Annotated in this window: 12 protein-coding genes; 11 read left to right on the top strand and 1 reads right to left on the bottom strand. The window is 69.7% G+C overall.

Features of this window, described 5'->3' with window-relative positions:
• Positions 1-56: 56 nt before the first annotated feature.
• Positions 57-1,535: a sugar transferase gene (locus tag AC4IJH_RS01875; RefSeq protein WP_490849712.1), complete on the bottom strand. Its 1,479-nt coding sequence runs from the start codon at positions 1,533-1,535 to the stop codon at positions 57-59.
• 941 nt (positions 1,536-2,476) lie between these two features.
• On the opposite strand from AC4IJH_RS01875, the gene AC4IJH_RS01870 reads away from it, so the two are divergent.
• From AC4IJH_RS01870 to AC4IJH_RS01820, 11 genes are all read left to right on the top strand, one after another.
• The gene (locus AC4IJH_RS01870) at positions 2,477-3,580 is read left to right on the top strand and encodes an RICIN domain-containing protein (RefSeq protein ID WP_490849649.1); all 1,104 of its coding nucleotides are present in this window, start codon (positions 2,477-2,479) and stop codon (positions 3,578-3,580) included.
• Between the two features lie 345 nt (positions 3,581-3,925).
• Positions 3,926-4,438 (top strand): YbaK/EbsC family protein, encoded by a 513-nt coding sequence (locus tag AC4IJH_RS01865; RefSeq protein WP_490849648.1) that lies wholly within the window; start codon positions 3,926-3,928, stop codon positions 4,436-4,438.
• Positions 4,439-4,619: 181 nt separating this feature from the next.
• Complete coding sequence (locus AC4IJH_RS01860; protein ID WP_490849647.1) at positions 4,620-5,912, top strand: ATP-grasp domain-containing protein; 1,293 nt, start codon at positions 4,620-4,622, stop codon at positions 5,910-5,912.
• 136 nt (positions 5,913-6,048) lie between these two features.
• Positions 6,049-9,024: a helix-turn-helix transcriptional regulator gene (locus AC4IJH_RS01855; RefSeq protein WP_490849646.1), complete on the top strand. Its 2,976-nt coding sequence runs from the start codon at positions 6,049-6,051 to the stop codon at positions 9,022-9,024.
• 113 nt (positions 9,025-9,137) lie between these two features.
• Positions 9,138-9,569 (top strand): S-adenosylmethionine decarboxylase family protein, encoded by a 432-nt coding sequence (locus tag AC4IJH_RS01850; protein ID WP_490849645.1) that lies wholly within the window; start codon positions 9,138-9,140, stop codon positions 9,567-9,569.
• A 29-nt stretch (positions 9,570-9,598) separates the two neighbouring features.
• Positions 9,599-10,696, top strand: a complete 1,098-nt coding sequence (locus tag AC4IJH_RS01845; RefSeq protein ID WP_490849644.1) for a radical SAM protein — start codon at positions 9,599-9,601, stop codon at positions 10,694-10,696.
• Positions 10,632-12,053, top strand: a complete 1,422-nt coding sequence (locus tag AC4IJH_RS01840; protein ID WP_490849643.1) for a B12-binding domain-containing radical SAM protein — start codon at positions 10,632-10,634, stop codon at positions 12,051-12,053. The genes AC4IJH_RS01845 and AC4IJH_RS01840 overlap by 65 nt, the downstream gene beginning before the upstream one ends.
• The gene (locus tag AC4IJH_RS01835) at positions 12,050-12,742 is read left to right on the top strand and encodes an SDR family NAD(P)-dependent oxidoreductase (protein ID WP_490849642.1); all 693 of its coding nucleotides are present in this window, start codon (positions 12,050-12,052) and stop codon (positions 12,740-12,742) included. The genes AC4IJH_RS01840 and AC4IJH_RS01835 overlap by 4 nt, the downstream gene beginning before the upstream one ends.
• Positions 12,742-13,581, top strand: coding sequence for an ABC transporter substrate-binding protein (locus AC4IJH_RS01830; RefSeq protein ID WP_490849641.1), 840 nt, complete (start codon positions 12,742-12,744; stop codon positions 13,579-13,581). The genes AC4IJH_RS01835 and AC4IJH_RS01830 overlap by 1 nt, the downstream gene beginning before the upstream one ends.
• A complete protein-coding gene (locus tag AC4IJH_RS01825) occupies positions 13,578-14,405 on the top strand; it encodes an amino acid ABC transporter permease (RefSeq protein WP_490849640.1) in 828 nt (275 codons plus the stop codon). The genes AC4IJH_RS01830 and AC4IJH_RS01825 overlap by 4 nt, the downstream gene beginning before the upstream one ends.
• Positions 14,402-15,628: a peptidogalycan biosysnthesis protein gene (locus AC4IJH_RS01820; RefSeq protein WP_490849639.1), complete on the top strand. Its 1,227-nt coding sequence runs from the start codon at positions 14,402-14,404 to the stop codon at positions 15,626-15,628. Before AC4IJH_RS01825 ends, AC4IJH_RS01820 begins: the two co-directional genes overlap by 4 nt.
• Positions 15,629-17,049 lie beyond the last annotated feature (1,421 nt).

Here is a 17,049-nt window from a genome sequence, read left to right as displayed (position 1 = left end):
AGGCACGCCCTTGCGGCCTGCCTTCCGTGCGCCGGTCGGACGACGCCCCCCACACATCAGTAGGCCCCCTGGCCCTGGAGCACCGCGCGCAGCGTCTTCCACAAGATCACTGCGTCGAGGGCGAGCGACCAGTCCTCCACGTACCGCAGGTCGAGCCGGACCGCTTCCTCCCACGGCAGGTCGCTGCGTCCGCTGATCTGCCACAGGCCGGTGAGCCCGGGCTTGACCAGGAGCCGCCGCCGGATGTCCGGCCCGTACACCGCGGACTCCTCCGGTAGCGGAGGCCGCGGTCCGACGAGCGACATCGATCCGGTGAGCACGTTGAACAGCTGCGGGAGCTCGTCGATGGAGTACCGGCGCAGCACCGCGCCCACCCGGGTCACCCGCGGATCCCGGCGGAGCTTGAACAGCAGGCCTGCGCCCTCGTTGCGGTGGGCCAGCTGGGCACGTGCCGCGTCGGCCCCGGCAACCATGGTGCGGAACTTGAAAATGGTGAACTCGCGGCCGTCCTTGCCGACCCTGCGCTGGCGGTAGAGCGCCCCGCCCCGGCTGTCCGCCAGCACGATCAGCCCGACGAGCACCATCAGCGGCGCGAACACCATCAACAGGGCCGCCGCGCCCAGCCGGTCGACGACCCCTTTGATCACCCGGCGGCCCCCGGTGAAGGTCGGCATGCTGACCCGCAGCAGCGGGATCCCGAGCACCGCGTCGACGTGCAGCCGCGGTCCCGCCACCTCCATCAGTACGGGGGCCACGACCATCTCGGCATCGCTGCCTTCGAGGTTCCAGGCCAGCCGCTGCAGCCGGTCCGGTGACCAGTGCGGGTCCGGTGTGACCGCGACGACACGGTAGCCGTCGCGGCGGACGTGACCCGCGACGTCAGCCAGTCGGCCGACGACCGGCACTCCGTCCAGTTGGTCACCGTCGAGCCCGAGGCCGTCCGCCGTGCACACCGCGTCCACCCGCCAGCCGAGGTGCGGGAACTTGCGGGCCCGGGTGATCAGGTCGCGCACGGTGGCCAGACTCCCGGCAGCGAGCACCGGTCTCAGGCACCGTCCTTCCTTCCGCTGTTTATGCAGCCACAGGCGCAGCAGATACCGCTCGGTCATGGTCACGAGCGCGATCGCCGGGATCGCGACGAAGATCCATAGCTTGATATTGCGCGAGGTGAGAGCAATCCCGCCGAGCGCCAATACAACGGCCGCCGTGAACAGCGAGCGTCCGAGCCTGCGGAATTCCTCGGCGCCCTGGCCGAGCACGGCCGGAGCCCACGACCGGCTCACCGCAAGCGCTCCCACCACCAGCAACTCGGTGCCGAATGCGAGAATTCCCCACTTCTCGTGCCAGTTGGCCGCGTCCCGGGCCCCGAAGAAAAGGCCGATCGCCGCCACCACGAAGGCGGTGGCCACGGTATCGCTGGTGATCACGGTACGGCGATATCGCTGTTCCCAGTCGATGGTTGAATGGCTGATTTCCCCGCTCGCCAGACGCCCGCGCGCCGACGAAAGCGGGTTGACTAATTCCCCCTGCTGCACAGACCCCCCCAGGTCACCAGTGGGTTCGACATGTTCGCCCAACACTGTCCCTCCCCCTCGGGAGGCCCCCGCCCCCCGCGCCACGCTGTTCCTCACCTCGGGAGGCCCCCGCCGCGGGCGCATGACATGCCCGGCTGATGCAGCGCTACTTGAACAACTCACCCTGGCGGCAGCGGACTCGCGTGCCCTGCCAGACTCTCGAGGTGCGCGGAAACCCGTCGAAACCCCGGGTGCTCCCCGCACCCAAGGCCCCCTCCCGGGCTCCGAGAATTGATCACTGCTCACGACTGGCGCCGGGGACGTGATTGCTGGCTGTCCGTGGCGTCAGACCTATAGATCATCATTGGTCGCCTTGCGACCGAACGGCTGAAGCACGGTCAATCTAGACCATCGAGGCCAGTATGGAGAGGGGATGTGTTCAATTTGTGCCCAAGTTTAGAAACTGGTGGTTACATCCTGAGAAGTGGTGTCCGGGTTCTACCTGATCCGATGGATTGCTCCTGGTTCTAGCGGGCGCCCACATAGATCAACAACCACCAATTGATCTTCAATACGCCGCCCCGCCTTCCTGCCCTCACCGATCTCCCGCGGCCTTCCGCCATCCCACTGGCCACTTCCGACGCATACGCCGCACCCGGGACCGTCCGGGGACGATCACTCCGAGGGCCCGCGACCCCGCCCGGCAGACGATCAGCCAGCGCGTGACCCACTACCAACCGTCACAGGCCACCCCTGCTGCCCCCACGCACAAGACCATCGGGTGCGCCGCGCAGGCGGCGTCCGCCTTCAAGGCTCGGTGCGGCGGGAGATCGTTGAGGAGTGAAGGCTCAAAGCACAGGTTTCGCGTTGATCGTTTGTTGATCGACAATTCGTACCTTCCTGGCGAACCGATCTCCGGGCGCCGCCCGGATCATCCTTTGCAGCAGGAAGTCGAACTCTTCATGTTACGCAGATTCACCCGGGCCCTGACGGTGGCCGTCACGGCCCTGGCGGCCACGGCCACCGTCGGCGTCGTCGCGCCCGCCACCGCCTCCGCGGACAGCACCGAAGGCCTGGTATGCCGTCAGTTCGTCAACGGAGTGGGCAAGCCCGTCGTCAGGACCGGGGCCATCACGCCCAGGAGCTCCGAGGGCGGGCTCAGCGCCGAAGCCGGGGCCCTCATCGGCGGGATCTTCTCCGGGGCCAACTTCGTCAAGGCCCTCATCGACGAGGCCAAGAAGAGCGCCGAGACGCGCGCCGACCAGGCGGGCTTCGTGGAGAGCCTGGAGAAGAGGCTCGCGTACCTCACCAAGGGTGAGTACAACATCAGCATTTTCCGGGCCGGCCGCGGCTTCAAGGAGGACGTCCTCCAGAAAGCCAACTGCTTCGGCACCGTCCACTACCAGGGCAAGGACGCATCCGCTTCCTACGACGTCTACGTCTTCGACTCCGACGGCAAGGTCTGGAGCGAGGAAGGCAACTACGGCTACCACAACTGGCGGCACTACGGTTCCGACCACTACACCGGAACGCCCGGCAGCCGCTCGGACCAGTACACCTACTGGTTCCCCACCAGACCGCAGAAGTCGGCGCACGAAGCGGCCGATGCCCGTAACGCGGGCGGCAGCATCAAGCCCGCCCACGGCCGCGTCACGTCCCTGATCTCGGACAACGGCTTCGCCGCCGACCTGGACAACAGCAAGACCAGCTCCGGTACCAAGATCCAGTCCTGGAGCCCCAACGGAACCCAGGCCCAGAAGTGGGCCCTGTGGGACAAGGGCAACGGCCGCTGGCTGATCGAGACGGACTTCCGCGGCGGCATGGTGATGGACGTCGTCCCCAACGGCTGGAACCTGCATCTGATCAAGGAGCACGGAGGCACCAACCAGCTCTGGCGCTTCGAGGACTACGGCAACGGCTGGTACAAGATCCGCTCCGTGTACAACATGGAGAACGGCTATCCCGACGGGGGGTGCCTGACCGCCGACGGCCAGGGCGGCGCCCTCCACGCCTGGGTGTGCGACCGCGGCTTCGGCAGCGGCCAGCTCTGGCGCCTGCCCGGCTGACAAGCGAGTTGCCACGGGTGACCGGCCAACCCGCCTGACCCCCTCGGACGCAGGTGAGGCAAGCAGGAGGCCACCTGACTTGCCTCACCTGCCGGGAGAGAACCACTCCCCTGATACGCAGTCAGCGCAGCCCCATCGGCGTGGCGGCCCGGCGCCCCCGGACACCCGTCACCCATGGCCCGAACGCAGGCCGAAGGCTGTGCCAGCGCCCGTCACCGGCCAGCGGATCTGCTGATCAACTCCTTTGGGCGGAGGGGGTTGTTGACCATCCGAGGGCTGGTGAGTGGCGAAGCGGCCGGGGTAGTCTGATCAGCTCTCAGGCCTTGCGGAAGGAATGATTCACCCATGGTGGACGGGCACACGTCAGCCGCCGAGCAGCCCACCGTCAGCGACCTCCGGCAGCGCGTCGCAAAGCTCTTCGCCCGCTCCGGAATCGACTTCACCCCCCATGAGCACGATCCGGTCCTCGACTATGAGACCGCCGCTCGGGTCCGGGAGCAGTTCGGTCTGACGGGTACCGAGACCAAGTCGCTGTTCCTGCGCTGCAAGAGCGGGCGGTACGCGATGTTCGTCTCGGTCGAGGGTGCGCGGCTCGACACCGCGCGGGCACGCGCGGCGCTGGGCGAGAAGTTCTCCATCGGCTCCGGTGACGAACTCAAGGCGGTCACCGGCTGCCTGCCCGGCTGCGCCGTTCCCTTCGGCCTCGCGCCGGAGGTGACCCTGTTGGTGGACGGTGTCCTGGAGCAGGAGCCGCGTCTGATCTTCTCCCCCGGACCGCCGACCGAGACCATCGAGGTCGGCGCGGCGGACTGGGCGACGTTGATGGCCAACACCGATAACCCCATCGTGAAGTACTGAGCCGTACTGAAGTGTTGAGGAGGTGGGCGCCCAGGTCCCCCCCGGCCCCTCCTCCGCCACCAGCACCGACCGGCAGGTGGCTGTTCGCCTGCCCCCAGGCCCTGCGGCGCCTCGCCGGGCGGCCGGGCAGCAGGTTTCCAAGGGCGCGACCGCGCACGCGACTGAGAAGGATTGATGCGTCATGCACCAGCGCGTCGGCGCTGTCGTGGACGGCTACTCCACCGGCCGGTATCTGCCCGCCGCCTTCGAGGACCTCGGTGTGGACTGCCTGCACGTGCAGAGCAGCGTCGAGATCCCCGACCACTTCACCCACGGCTTCGACTCCTCCGTCTACCGCGAGCTGTACGTCCACCAGGGCCGGCTCGAACCGACCGCCGCCTGGCTGTCCTCCCGCGGCGTCGAGTTCGTGATCGCCGGTACCGAGAGCGGCGTCGAACTCGCCGACGCGCTCAGCGAGATGCTGGGCCTGGCCACCAACGGCACCGCCCAGAGCCGTGACCGCCGCGACAAGGGCCACATGGCCCAGGCCCTGCGCCGGGCCGGGCTGCTCGCCCCCGTCGACCACCGCTGCGCCGACCCGGACGACGCCGCCGCCTGGGCCACCCGGCAAGGGCAGTGGCCGGTCGTCGTCAAGCCCGTCGACAGCGGTGGCACCGACAATGTGCACTTCTGCCACGACGCCGTGGCCGTGCGCGCCGCGGCCGAGCGGATTCTGGGCTCGGAGAACATCATCGGCGGCATCAACCAGCAGGTGCTGGTGCAGCAGTTCCTCAAGGGCAACCAGTACTACGTCAACACCGTCAGCGCCGACGGCGGGCACTACGTCGCCGAGATCTGGACCGACGAGACCAAGGAGATCGAAGGCGCCGCCGTCGTCTCCGACCGCGAGGACCTGCTGCCGCGTCAGGGCGAGCGGCAACAGGAACTCGTCACGTACGCCTGCGCGATCCTCGACGCGCTCGGCGTCGCCTGGGGGCCGGCCCACACCGAGATCATGCTCACCGACGCCGGGCCCGTGCTCATCGAGACCGCCGCACGCCCGGTCGGCAGCATCCTGCCCGAAGCGGTCACCGCCGCCACCGGGGACAACCACGCGACCCTGACCGCCGAGTGCTACGCGTCCCCCGAGACCTTCAAGCGCCGTGTCACCACCGAGTACCAACTGCACAAGCAGGCCTCGATGATCTCGCTCATCGCCGACCGCTCCGGCTATGTGCGCAGCACCGAGGGCATGGCCCTGCTGGACCAGCTGCCCTCGTACTTCGGCATCCTCAGCAAGATCAGCGAGGGCGCGGAGATCCACCGTACCGTCGACGTCGTCACCTCCCCCGGACACGTCTACCTCCTGCACGACTCCCAGGAGCAGATCATGCGCGACTACCGCCGGCTCAGGAGCTGGGAATCGAGCGGGCAGCTCTACGACATCGGCGACGCCGGCCAGAGCTCCGGCACCGTCACGGCCCCCCGTGGCTGAGGGCATACCCCACGCCGCCCAGCGGCCGCCGCCACGGCCACCCCGGGACCACCACCCCGGACCGCCCAGCAGAAGCGCCCACTCACCCCACGACCCGACCGGTCTGTGACGGAGACGCTTGTTCGGAGGCAGCCGTATGCGCAGGAAAAGCTCCGTGATGATCGGCCGGGACGGTCACCTGCAGGCCCTGGTCCGCCACCTGGACCAGGCCGAGGCGGGCCGTCCCGGCTTCCTGCTGATCCGTGGCGAGGCGGGCATCGGCAAGAGCCGATTACTGGGCGAGTTCGCCGAGATCGCCCAACGCGACGACGTCATCCTCCTCAAGGGCGACTGTCTCTCCCTGCGCCTGTTCGGCGGCCCCTTCGCCCCTCTCATCCAGGCCCTGCGCGCCCCCGTCATCCGTCTGCGCTGGGCCCCGAGGCGCGCCGAACTCGCCCACGAGCTCAAGACGCTGAGCGAGGCGCTGTCCACGCTCGGCGCCCCCGCCGCCTCCGGCGCGCCCCGGCCCGCCGCCGCCCAGATCGCCGAACAGGTCCTGAGCACCCTGGTCCGCGTCAGCCGGCACGCCACCGTGGTCCTGGCCGTCGAGGACATCCACTGGGCCGATGCCGCCACCCGCGAGCTGATCCAGTTCCTCCACCACAACCTCCAGCGCGCCCGCGTCCTGCTCCTGCTCACCGACCGCACCGACGAACCCACCCCGAACGAAGCCCACCTCTCGCTCGTCGCCGAACTCGTCCGCGCCGGAGCCGAGATCATCGAGCTGCGCTCCCTGACCGCCGACGACATCCGCCACCTGCTGGCCGCCCGCGGCGGCACCGACATCGCCGACGACATGGCCCGCGAGATCCACCGGCGCTCCGGTGGCAACCCTCTGTACTGCGAGTTCCTCCAGGACGCCTGGGGCAGCGGCGAAACGCTGCCCGACACCCTCAAGGACCTCCTCCTGGCCCGCACCACCCGCGTGTCCCACCGCACCCGCAGCCTGCTGGAGCTCCTCGCGGTCATCGGCCATCCCGCCTCCCAGGACATGCTCGCCGCCCTGTGGGACGGGCCCGGCCTGCGTGTCAGCCTGCGCGAAGCCGTCGCCGCCAAGCTCATCACCGGTCGCGACGGCCGCTACCAGTTCCGCCACTCCCTCATCGGCGAAGCCCTCCTCGGCGAGCTCCTGCCCGGCGACCTCGCCCAGCTCCACCGCCACGTCGCCGCCACCCTCACCGCCCAGTCGGCCCTGGCCGACGACACCACCCACCTCATCGCCCTGCGCATCGCCAACCACTGGCACGCCGCGGGCGAGCGGATCGCCGCCCTGACCTCCGCCGTCCACGCCGCCCTCCTCATCGACGTCTCCTCCCCCGCCGACGCCCTGCGCCTGTACGAACGCGCCCTGGAGATATCGCACCACCTCGCCCAGTGGCCGCTGCCCGAGACCTCGCGCCCCGAAGTCCTGCGCCGCGCCGCCGAAGCCGCCTTCGCCTCCGGCGACGTCACCACCGCCCGTACGCTGATCACCCAGGCCCTCGGCGAAACGCATGCCGGTCCGTGCGCCGAGCCCTCCCGGGCCCTGCTCCACGAGCACCTCGGCCGCTACCTCGAAGGCAGCAACCGACAGGACTCCGGACAGGAATGCCGCGAGTGCTACGAACGCGCCCTGGCCGAACTGGCCACCACCGACACCCCCCACACCTGGGCCCGCGTCCTGTGCTCCTGCGGCCTGTCCCGCGTCCTGACCGGGCACCTCCACGGCGGCATGACCCTGCTCACCCGCGCCCGCTCCATCGCCGAGCAGTCCCACGACCTCTACCTGCGGGCCATCGTCGACATGAACCTCGCCGAGGCCACCAGCTGCGTACGCGAACTCGACGCCTCCATCAAGCACGCCCGCGACGCCCGCGAGGCCGCCCTGCGCATCGACAGCGCCGACGTGGCGCTGCGCAGCTACTTCACCGAGTCCCGCTCCGCGTACATGATGAGCGGCCGCCTGTCCGACTCCATCCGCATCCGCCGGGAAGGGCTCCGCTTCGCCGACCGGAACGGCCACACCTACTCCGGCGGCACCATGCTCCGCCTGGCCCTCATCGAGGACCTCATCGAAGCGGGCGCCTGGGGCGAGGCCGCCGGACTCCTCCTGCACCGCCTGCCCAGCAACCCCAAATCGATCCTGGAGACCGAGGAGCACCTCGTCTCCTGCTACCTCGCCGTCCACCAGGGCCGCCCCGTCGACAGCGGCCGCATCCCCGAACTCCAGCGCCTGCTCCCGGTCGACAACCTCGTGCACGAGACGTACTTCCTGAGTCTGCTCATCCCCATCGCCTCCGCCCTGCACCACCACCAGGCCCTGGAGGAGCTCTCCGACCGCGCCCTGGTGCTGTCCACCCAGGCCCTGCCCCCGCACGGCGTCGGCCTCTTCCTCGTCCACGCGCTGGCCGCCGTCATCGAGGCCCACAGCGACCGCACCGGCACCGAGGAGCGCTGCGCACACACCGTGCCCGAGGTGCTGGACGTGGCCGAGGAGGTCTACGCGCGCTCCCGCGTTTGCGTGGCCGCCGATGTGGAACTGACCGACGGCGTCATCGAGTTGGCCCGCGCCCACGCCGAGCGCCACCTCGGCGACCACCGCACCGAGCGCTGGTCCCGCGCCGCCGCCGTCTTCCGCCGCACCGGCGCGCTGGCCCGCCTGGCCCCCGCCCTCATCCGCGAGGGCCAGGCCCTCCTGGCCAAGGAGCCGCACTCCGCCGAAGGCCGCGGCGTGCTCCGCACCGCACACGGCCTGGCCCTCCAGATGGGCGCCGAACCCCTGCACCGCCGGATCGCCGAGGCCGCCGAGCACCCCGCCACTGCCCACGGCGAGGCCCCCGCCCCACTGGCGGACCTCACCCCCCGCCAGGCCCAGGTCCTGCAACTCGTCGCCAACGGCCTGACCGACCGGGAGATCGCCGAGGAGCTCACCATCAGCACCCGCACGGCCAACACCCATGTCGCCCACATCCTGGAACGGCTCGGCGCCCGCAACCGCTCGGAGGCGGCCATGCGCTACCACCGGATGCGCCCTCCGGCCCCCGAGACGGCCGCAGTTGGGGCCGAGGTGCCGGTGAGGGACGCCTCGGCGTGAGGCTGCGGCTCGGTGGCCGCCCGGTCCCCAGGCCCCGGCCCTGCGTACCCCCGTGCCGAAGGATCGGTAATCCTACTGATGGCCCGCACACGCATCCTGAGTACGGTGCGGGTATGCCAGAAACACAGTTCGGCTCGATCTACGGGTCGCACCTGATGCTGCGCGTGCAGCATGTGACGCGGCCCGATCAGCTCGACGACCCCGAAACGGTCAGCACGTTCCTGCGCAACCTCGTCGGGCGCATTGGCATGAAAATCCTCGATGGGCCTCTCACTGCATCCGAGCCGGGGGACCAAGAGCACTACGGCTATTCGAGCGTGGTCATCCTCCAGGAGTCCCACGCGGCCATTCACACCTATCCTCTGCTGGGCCAGTTCTTTCTGGACGTCTTTTCCTGCCGCCCCTTCGACGCGGCGGTGGCGCTCAGCGTCTGCGAAGAATTCTTCGGACAGTTCGAGATCGCCGAACAAGCCATGCTCGACCGGGGCCACCACTGGCCGGCTCCCGTGACGGAGCGACTTTCCGAGTGGGCGGCCACGCGCTGACGCGCCCGGCCGCCGAGGGGATACAAGCAATGACGTCTCAGGTAGCGGACTACCGGTTCACCTCCCACGGCTGGAACGCCCAGACCCCGCAGCAGAAGAAGCGGGTCCACACCTACAAGGGCGCGTACGTGTCGATCACGTCGCTGTGCAACACCGACGTGTGCACGTACTGCTACGCACGCGACCAGAAGACCGAACAGCACACGATGCCGCTGGAGCAGTTCCGCGAGGTGCTGGACATGCTCACCGACATCTCCGACTTCCCCGAGGTCTACCTCGTGGGGGGCGAGCCCACCATCATCCCCAACCTCACCGGATACCTCGGCGAGATCGAGCGGCGCGGCTGGACCACCACCGTCTACACCAACGGCGGCTTCAACGAAAAGCGCCGTGACGTGATGCTGAACAGCCCGGCGGTCACCCGCTTGAGCTTCCACTACGACGAACTGCTCTTCGAGAAGTTCTCGTGGCTGCGCAAGCGCTGGCAGGACAACCTGACGGCAATGTCGCAGAAGTGCGACACCTCGATCATCGGCGTGATCGACGGCCCGGACTTCCCCTTCACCGAACTCGTCGACCTCGCTGCCGACCACGGCTCCTCGTTCACCTGGATCTTCTCCACGCCGACCTCCGGCGGCACCCCGTTCCTGGGCCTGCACCAGATGCGCGAACTCGGCCCGGCCGTCCAGCAAATGCTGCTGCACGCCGAGGCGCGCGGCGTGCAGACCTCGCCGGACCTGCCGGTTCCGCTGTGCATCTTCGACCGGGACTTCCTCGAGCAGTACGCCGAGAAGTTCGCGCTCGTACGCCGCTGCAAGCCCTTCGCCTACTTCCACGTGGACGGGCGGGTCAGCTACTGCACCGCGATGCCGGTCTTCACCGCGCCGCGGCCCACCTCGAGCAACGAACTGGCCGATGTCATCGAACAGCACCGGGCCAAGGACGCCGAGCTCAAGCAGCGTCCCTCCTTCCCCGAATGCGTCACCTGCGAGATGCATCTCAAGCAGAAGTGCCAGGGCGGGTGCATGACCTACAAGGTTTACCAGGAGAAGAAGGAGAGCAATGTCGTCTCGGTCGATATCCTTCGTACAGCTCCCGCTGATTACCAAGCCCGAACCCTCGGCTGAGGAAAACGAGTACTACGCCGAATACTGGCGGGTGATGGGCCGGATATTCGACCTCGACTTCCCGCAGGGCGAGGCGTACACCATTCCCGAACTCCCGCTGTGGATCACCCGCCTGTCGGCGGTGTGCAAACAGCTGGACTGGGCGCCCGAACTCCACGACTTCGCCATCCACACCGGCCCCGAGGCCAACGTCCCCGTCGACTCCCTCGCCGAGAAGGTCAGCGCCTCCAACCCGACGGTGGTGGCGCTGTCCCCGTACACCGCCAACTACCTGCTGTCGGTGAACCTCGCCCGCAAGATCAAACGGCTCTCGCCCGGCACCACGGTCGTCGTCGGCGGCCCGCACGTCAGCGAACTCCCGCACGAGGCCCTGCGCGACGGCTTCGACTACGTCACCGTCGGCCGCGGCGAGGCACCGCTGGCCCACCTGCTGACCGAACTGGCCGCGGGCCGCACGCCCGGCAACGGCTTCCCCGGCCTGCTCTCGCCCGGAAGCGGCGAGAAGAAGCCGGAACAGCGCGGACTGTTCCAGGACTACTGGACGATGGACGCCGACTACGACGTCCTGCCGCCCGGATACCCGCTGCACTACGCGCGGATCTACGCCACCCTGGGCTGCCCCTACCGGTGCTCGTTCTGCGCGGACACCCTCTGGATCGGCATGAAGCCCTACGTCCAGGACATCGACCGGCTGCGCCGGGAGCTGTACCGGATGAAGGAACGCTTCGACCCGGGCGTGCTGTTCGTCGGCGACGAGGTCTTCACCCTCAACCACGACCACTGCTCCGCCGTCATCGACCTGCTCGGCGAGGTGGGCATCCCCTGGTTCTGCCAGACCCGCGCCAACCTGCTGGTGCGCGAGCCCGACCGCAAGCTGCTGGCGAAGATGCCGGACGCGGGCTGCCGCCTGATCAACATCGGCGCGGAGAGCACCGACCCCGAGGTCATCCAGAACCTGCAAAAACGCATCACGGACGACCAGTTGAGGGCCGCGTGCGAACGGGCCAAGGAGTACGGCCTGTCGGTGCTCACGTACTGGATGGTGGGAGCGCCCGGCGAGACACGCCGTTCGGCCGACGCCACCCTGCGGGACATGATCGGCCTGCTCGACGCGGGCCTGACCGACCTGGTCGACTACTTCATCTGCACCCCCTACCCAGGCACATCCATCTACCGCGACCCGGAGAAGTACAACGTCTCCATCGAGCGCAAGCCCTGGCGGCTGTGGCGCGAGGACATCCCCTCGGTGATGAACACCGCCACCTTGACCGCCGAGGAGATCTACGACTTGTGGCTCTCCGGGCTGCGCCGGATCACCAAGGTCATGCGGGCCGAGAGCATGCCGTCGGCCCGGTGAGGCAGACCGTACTGGTCCTCGGGGGCACGGGCGTACTCGGTGCGGCCCTGTGCGCGAGGTTCGCGGCCGCCGGCCACGAAGTCCTCGCCGCCGGCCGCACCGGACCGGCACCTGCCGGTGCCACGTTCGTCACCCTGGACATCACCGACGAGGCCGGCTGGCCCGGCTTCACCCACCAGGTCCGGCCCGGCCGGCTGGCCCTCGTCGTGGACGCGATCGGCGCCTACACCGGCGCACCCCTGCACACCGAGCGGGCCGAGGCCGAGCGCGTGCTGTGGGTCAACTCCCTGGCCCGGGGACGCCTCCTGGAAGCCCTCGTACCCCAACTCCCGCCGTCCTGCGCGCTGGTACGCCTCGACAGCTCCCTGGGCGACTTCCCCTCCGCGGCCGAATCCCTCGTCTCCGCGGCGAAGGCGGCCGACCGGGTCATGACCCTCGCCCTGACCGCCACCTGCCGCCAACACCGGGTGGCGTTCGGCTCGCTGGTGCTCACCGCCGTGACCGAATCCCTGGACGAGTCCCAACGCGCCCTGTTCGCGCGCCGGTTCGGGCACGAGCCCCCCACCGCCGAGGCCGTCGCCGAAGCCGTCGAGGGCCTGGCCGCGATCGCCAGGATCACCCCGGGCAGCACCCGCCTGTGGTTCCCCTGGCACGGCATCGGCGCCGACCCGCTGGCAGAGGCCCCTTGATGCGACGGCTCCCCACCGCCCTGTACGCCTTCCTCCTGCTCGCCGCCCTCAGCAGCGGCTGCGGCATGCAGGGCCAGACCGTCTCCGGCGTCCCCCTCGTCTCCTCCGGTCACCTGACCACCTGCACCAACCTCCCGTACCCGCCCTTCGAGTACGAACAGGACCGCCGCGTCGTGGGATTCGACATCGACATGACCGCACTCGTCGCGAAGAAACTCGGCGTCACCCAGCGCGTCGTCGACTTCCCCTTCGAAGTCCTCAAGACCGGCACCGTCCTCAACGCGGGCCGCTGCGACATCATCGCCGGCGCCCTGGCCCGCACCGAGGACCGCGAACAGTACGTTGACTTCTCCGCCCCCTACTTCCGCGCGGTGCTGTGCGTGGTGGTCCGCCGCGGCACCCAGAACGTCTCCCTGGCCGACGCCCGCGCCGGGCACCTCAGCCTCGGCGTCCAGTCCGGCACCACCGGCGCCGACTACGCCCGCGGCGCGGGCATCGACCCGCACTCCTTCGCCACCGTCGACGGCCAGCTCGACGCTCTGCAGGCCGGACGCGTCCAGGCCCTTCTGCAGGACTGCCCCGCCGTCGCCACCTGGCTCAAGGACCCCGCCCACGCCGCCGCCTTCACCACCGCCCTGACCATCGACGCCAAACAGGACTACGCCTTCGCCGTCCGCAAGGACCGCAACCCCCGCCTGCTCGCCCTCATCAACGACACCCTCGCCGCCGCCCGCCGCGACGGCACCTACGACCGCCTGTACGAGAAGTGGATCGGCGTCACCCCCACGCCGCCCTTCCCCACGTCCTCCCCCACGTCCGCCCCGGAGGCCACCGGATGACCACCATCAAGGAGGTCCCCGCCTGGCTGCCGGACCGCCGTCGCCGCACCCTGCTCCTCATCGCCCAGTACGCCCTGCTCGCCCTGGGCGCCTTCGCCGTCGTCGCCACCGCCAACTGGGCCGACCTGCAACGCAACTTCGCCGAACCCCGCATCGCCGGGAAGATGTTCCCCGACCTCGTCACCGTCGCCCTGCGCAACACCGTCCTGTACACCGCGGTCGGCTACGGGTTCGGCTTCGCCCTCGGCCTCGTCGTCGCCCTCATGCGCCTGTCCTCCCTCGCCCCCTACCGCTGGATCGCCACCGTCTACGTCGAGGTCTTCCGCGGCCTGCCCGCCCTGCTCGTCTTCGCCTTCATCGGCGTCGGCCTGCCCCTGGCCTTCCCCGGCTTCACCGTGCCCGGCGGCATCATCGGCCAGGCGGGCCTCGCCCTCGGCCTGGTCTCCAGTGCCTACCTCGCCGAAACCTTCCGCGCGGGCATCGACGCCGTCCCCCGCGGCCAAGTCGAAGCCGCCTTCTCCCTGGGCATGTCGGACCGGCTGGCCATGACCTCCGTCATCCTCCCGCAGGCCCTGCGCACCATGATCCCGCCGCTGACCAACGAACTGGTCGCCGCCTTCAAGGACTCCTCCCTCGTCCTCTTCCTCGGCGTCAGCCTCAACCAGCGCGAACTGTCCAAGTTCGGCCAGGACGTCGCCGGAACCCACAGCAACAGCACCCCCATCATCGCCGCGGGCTGCTGCTACCTGTTCGTCACCGTCCCCCTCGCCGTCCTCGTCCGGCGCCTGGAAGCCCGGCGGCGCAAGAACGGGGGCCACGGATGACCCACCAGACCGGCCGCGCCGTCCCCCTCGACCCCACCCCCCACCTCGCCTCCACCATCGACGCCTTCCACCCCGCCGACTGGAGCCGCATCGCCCGCGGCCGCAGCCTCTACACCAGCCACCCCTACCTCACCTACTCCGAGCGCTACCACCCCGACCAGGCCTGGTACCTCACCTGCACCCGCGCCGGGCGCCTCGCCGCCGCCCTGCCCGCCTACGAGATCACCCGGCCCGACGACGGCCTGGACGCCTACGACTACCGCGACCAGTTCGCCCGCCTCCCCGGCCTCACCCGGGCCAACCACTGCCCCTGGTACCCCGGCCTCCTCGCCGGCACCCGCAGCGGCTACGTCACCGACCTCCTCACCGACCCCGCCCTCACCCCCGCCCAGCGCTGCCAGGCCGTCCGGCAACTCCTGGCAGGTCTCCACGACCTCGCCGAAAAGCGCGGCGCCCACAGCACGGCCCTGCTCTACCTCACCTCCGACGCCGCCACCCTCCTCACCGACTCCCTCACCGGCGTCCCGGACGGCGACCGCCCCTGCCCGCTGCTGCTCTCCCCCTTCGGCGTCGACTCCTGGCTGCCCCTGCCCTACGCCGGCTTCGAGGAGTACGTCCAGCACCTCTCCGCCAAACGCCGCCACGCCGTACGCCGCGAGATCACCCGCTTCCGCGCCCACGGCCTGCGCGTCGAGGTCGTCCGCCTCGGCGAGCACCACGAACAGCTCGGCCCGCTCCTGGCCAACGTCCAGCGCAAATACGGCCACCGCAGCACCGACGCCCAGATGACGCGCCTCCTGGGCCATTACGCCCACGCCCTGGACGCCCACAGCCGCGTCTTCCTCGGCCGCGGCCCCACCGGCGACCTCCTCGGCTACGCCCTCTTCTTCACCTGGGACAACGTCCTGTACGCCCGCAACGTCGGCTTCGCCTACGACAAGCTCCCCGCCGACATCAGCACCTACGCCAACCTCCTCTTCTACGCACCCATCTCCTACGCCATCGAACACCGCTGCACCGCCGTCCACTTCGGCATGGGCTCCCCCGCCAAGGCCGCCCGCGGCGCCCGCATCAGCCCCCTGTGGTCACTCCTGCTCCCCCCGTCCGAGGCCCGCTCCCCCGCCCCCGAACAGGTCGCCGAGTGGAACGACCGCTGCCGAAGACGCTGGTTCGCCGAGTACAGCCGCTTCAGCGCGCAACTGCGGCCGCAGGAATGGACGTAGGACACCCGGGCGCGAAGCCTCGACGGCATGGCAATCGAACTCGCGAGATGGTTCGGTTGACCAACGGGGCGATGTGGTCGGCCACTTGGGCATGGCCGGCCGTGCCCGGGGCAGAGCAGACAAGGGCCACCAACACCCATGTCCAGGGCGGCGGAGGCGTCAAGAGGTCGGGGCGGGGCGGGACGAAGGGTGGACATCGCGTGGCACGGGCAGCGACGGACGACGGCAGGGGCCGGGCGGCGCCCCTGACCGCACGCGCTCCGCGGCGGAAGCCGCCCCCGTCCGGGATCCGGTGGCCCGTTCATGGCGGCGGCCGCCGACAGGCGGCGGCCGCGTGCCCTGAGCGACATGAACTTCCCGCGCCGTCTTCACCGAGCACTCCCTGCACGCAGAACCCGGTGGCGTGAAGGCCCGGGCCTCGAATCTGCTTGAGGGACGCACCGGGCCTGTTGGCCTCGGCGGGAGTCAAGGCGGGCCCGGCGCTCACCATGCTCCGCAGGCTCGCTCTGCTGCGGGAACCGGCCTCAATCACCACGCCTAACTGGCACGGGGAGACCTCCCCTCGACCATAGCCCCGCACCACCACGACCGCCCCTCACGATCTGACACTGTTACAAAGCCCGTCCCGGCAAACTGCGCCGCTGACCGACACTGTGGTTCGGGGGATGGTGCGCTGTTGCGCAAGCGCTGCTCGCCAAGGGCGCGCTCGTCGGCTGCACGTTGACTGTCGAAGACTGCCACGCGTCGACGGGCGAAATCCCCGGCCGACAGCACCGGGCGGGCGCCTGCATCTCACCTCACCGGCAGCCGGATGGGTCGGCTGCCGGTTCGCGAGAAACAGGTGATGCGCGGGTCCTTGAGTTTCAGTAGCGGTTCAGAGCGGCTCAGAGAGAGATGCCGCCGGCGAGGTCGATGCCGATCGCGGCGGCTTGGGCCGCGGCGGCGCCGACAAGGGCTACGGCGGAGAACAGGACGGTGGCGATCCGACGGCGCATGGAAGGACTCCTTGCTCTTGATGATGTCCGGAGTTGGCCCGGCCTCGGGCGGATGTCGCACTGAGTGCTACGCCGCGTTAGCTGCCCAGGCCATCTCGCCGGGATGCGGGCCGATGCGGTTAATCCCTCGTATGGACGGAAACGACGGGAAAGGCTGGACAACGGGGGCTAGTTGGAGTGTTCCGTCGTTTCAGGTCAGGCCGTCCCGTCGGCCGACTTGGCGGCCGGGATCGCGGGGCAGCCCGTCGCCGGCCGCTTCGTCGATGAGGTACGTGAGGAGCTGAGGCACGGGCGTATGGGCGTACGGACGTGAGCGGCGAGGAAGACGTGAGAGCGGTGGCCGAGTGGCCGGCGTCCAGGGCCACCAACCATGCCCGATTACCGGCGCCCACCCGCCCAAATCCGGAACAGGGGCGAGCCGAGACC

The organism is Streptomyces sp. UF-297 (assembly GCF_058245575.1).
The sequence above is the reverse complement of the archived record's forward strand: the minus strand, read 5'-3'. Positions and strand labels throughout refer to the sequence as shown.

Coding starts and splice junctions, on each gene's coding strand:
- AC4IJH_RS01870 (WP_490849649.1), top strand. CDS start 2,477: ATGTTACGCAGATTCACCCGGGCCCTGACGGTGGCCGTCACGGCCCTG.
- AC4IJH_RS01865 (WP_490849648.1), top strand. CDS start 3,926: ATGGTGGACGGGCACACGTCAGCCGCCGAGCAGCCCACCGTCAGCGAC.
- AC4IJH_RS01860 (WP_490849647.1), top strand. CDS start 4,620: ATGCACCAGCGCGTCGGCGCTGTCGTGGACGGCTACTCCACCGGCCGG.
- AC4IJH_RS01855 (WP_490849646.1), top strand. CDS start 6,049: ATGCGCAGGAAAAGCTCCGTGATGATCGGCCGGGACGGTCACCTGCAG.
- AC4IJH_RS01850 (WP_490849645.1), top strand. CDS start 9,138: ATGCCAGAAACACAGTTCGGCTCGATCTACGGGTCGCACCTGATGCTG.
- AC4IJH_RS01845 (WP_490849644.1), top strand. CDS start 9,599: ATGACGTCTCAGGTAGCGGACTACCGGTTCACCTCCCACGGCTGGAAC.
- AC4IJH_RS01840 (WP_490849643.1), top strand. CDS start 10,632: ATGTCGTCTCGGTCGATATCCTTCGTACAGCTCCCGCTGATTACCAAG.
- AC4IJH_RS01830 (WP_490849641.1), top strand. CDS start 12,742: ATGCGACGGCTCCCCACCGCCCTGTACGCCTTCCTCCTGCTCGCCGCC.
- AC4IJH_RS01825 (WP_490849640.1), top strand. CDS start 13,578: ATGACCACCATCAAGGAGGTCCCCGCCTGGCTGCCGGACCGCCGTCGC.
- AC4IJH_RS01820 (WP_490849639.1), top strand. CDS start 14,402: ATGACCCACCAGACCGGCCGCGCCGTCCCCCTCGACCCCACCCCCCAC.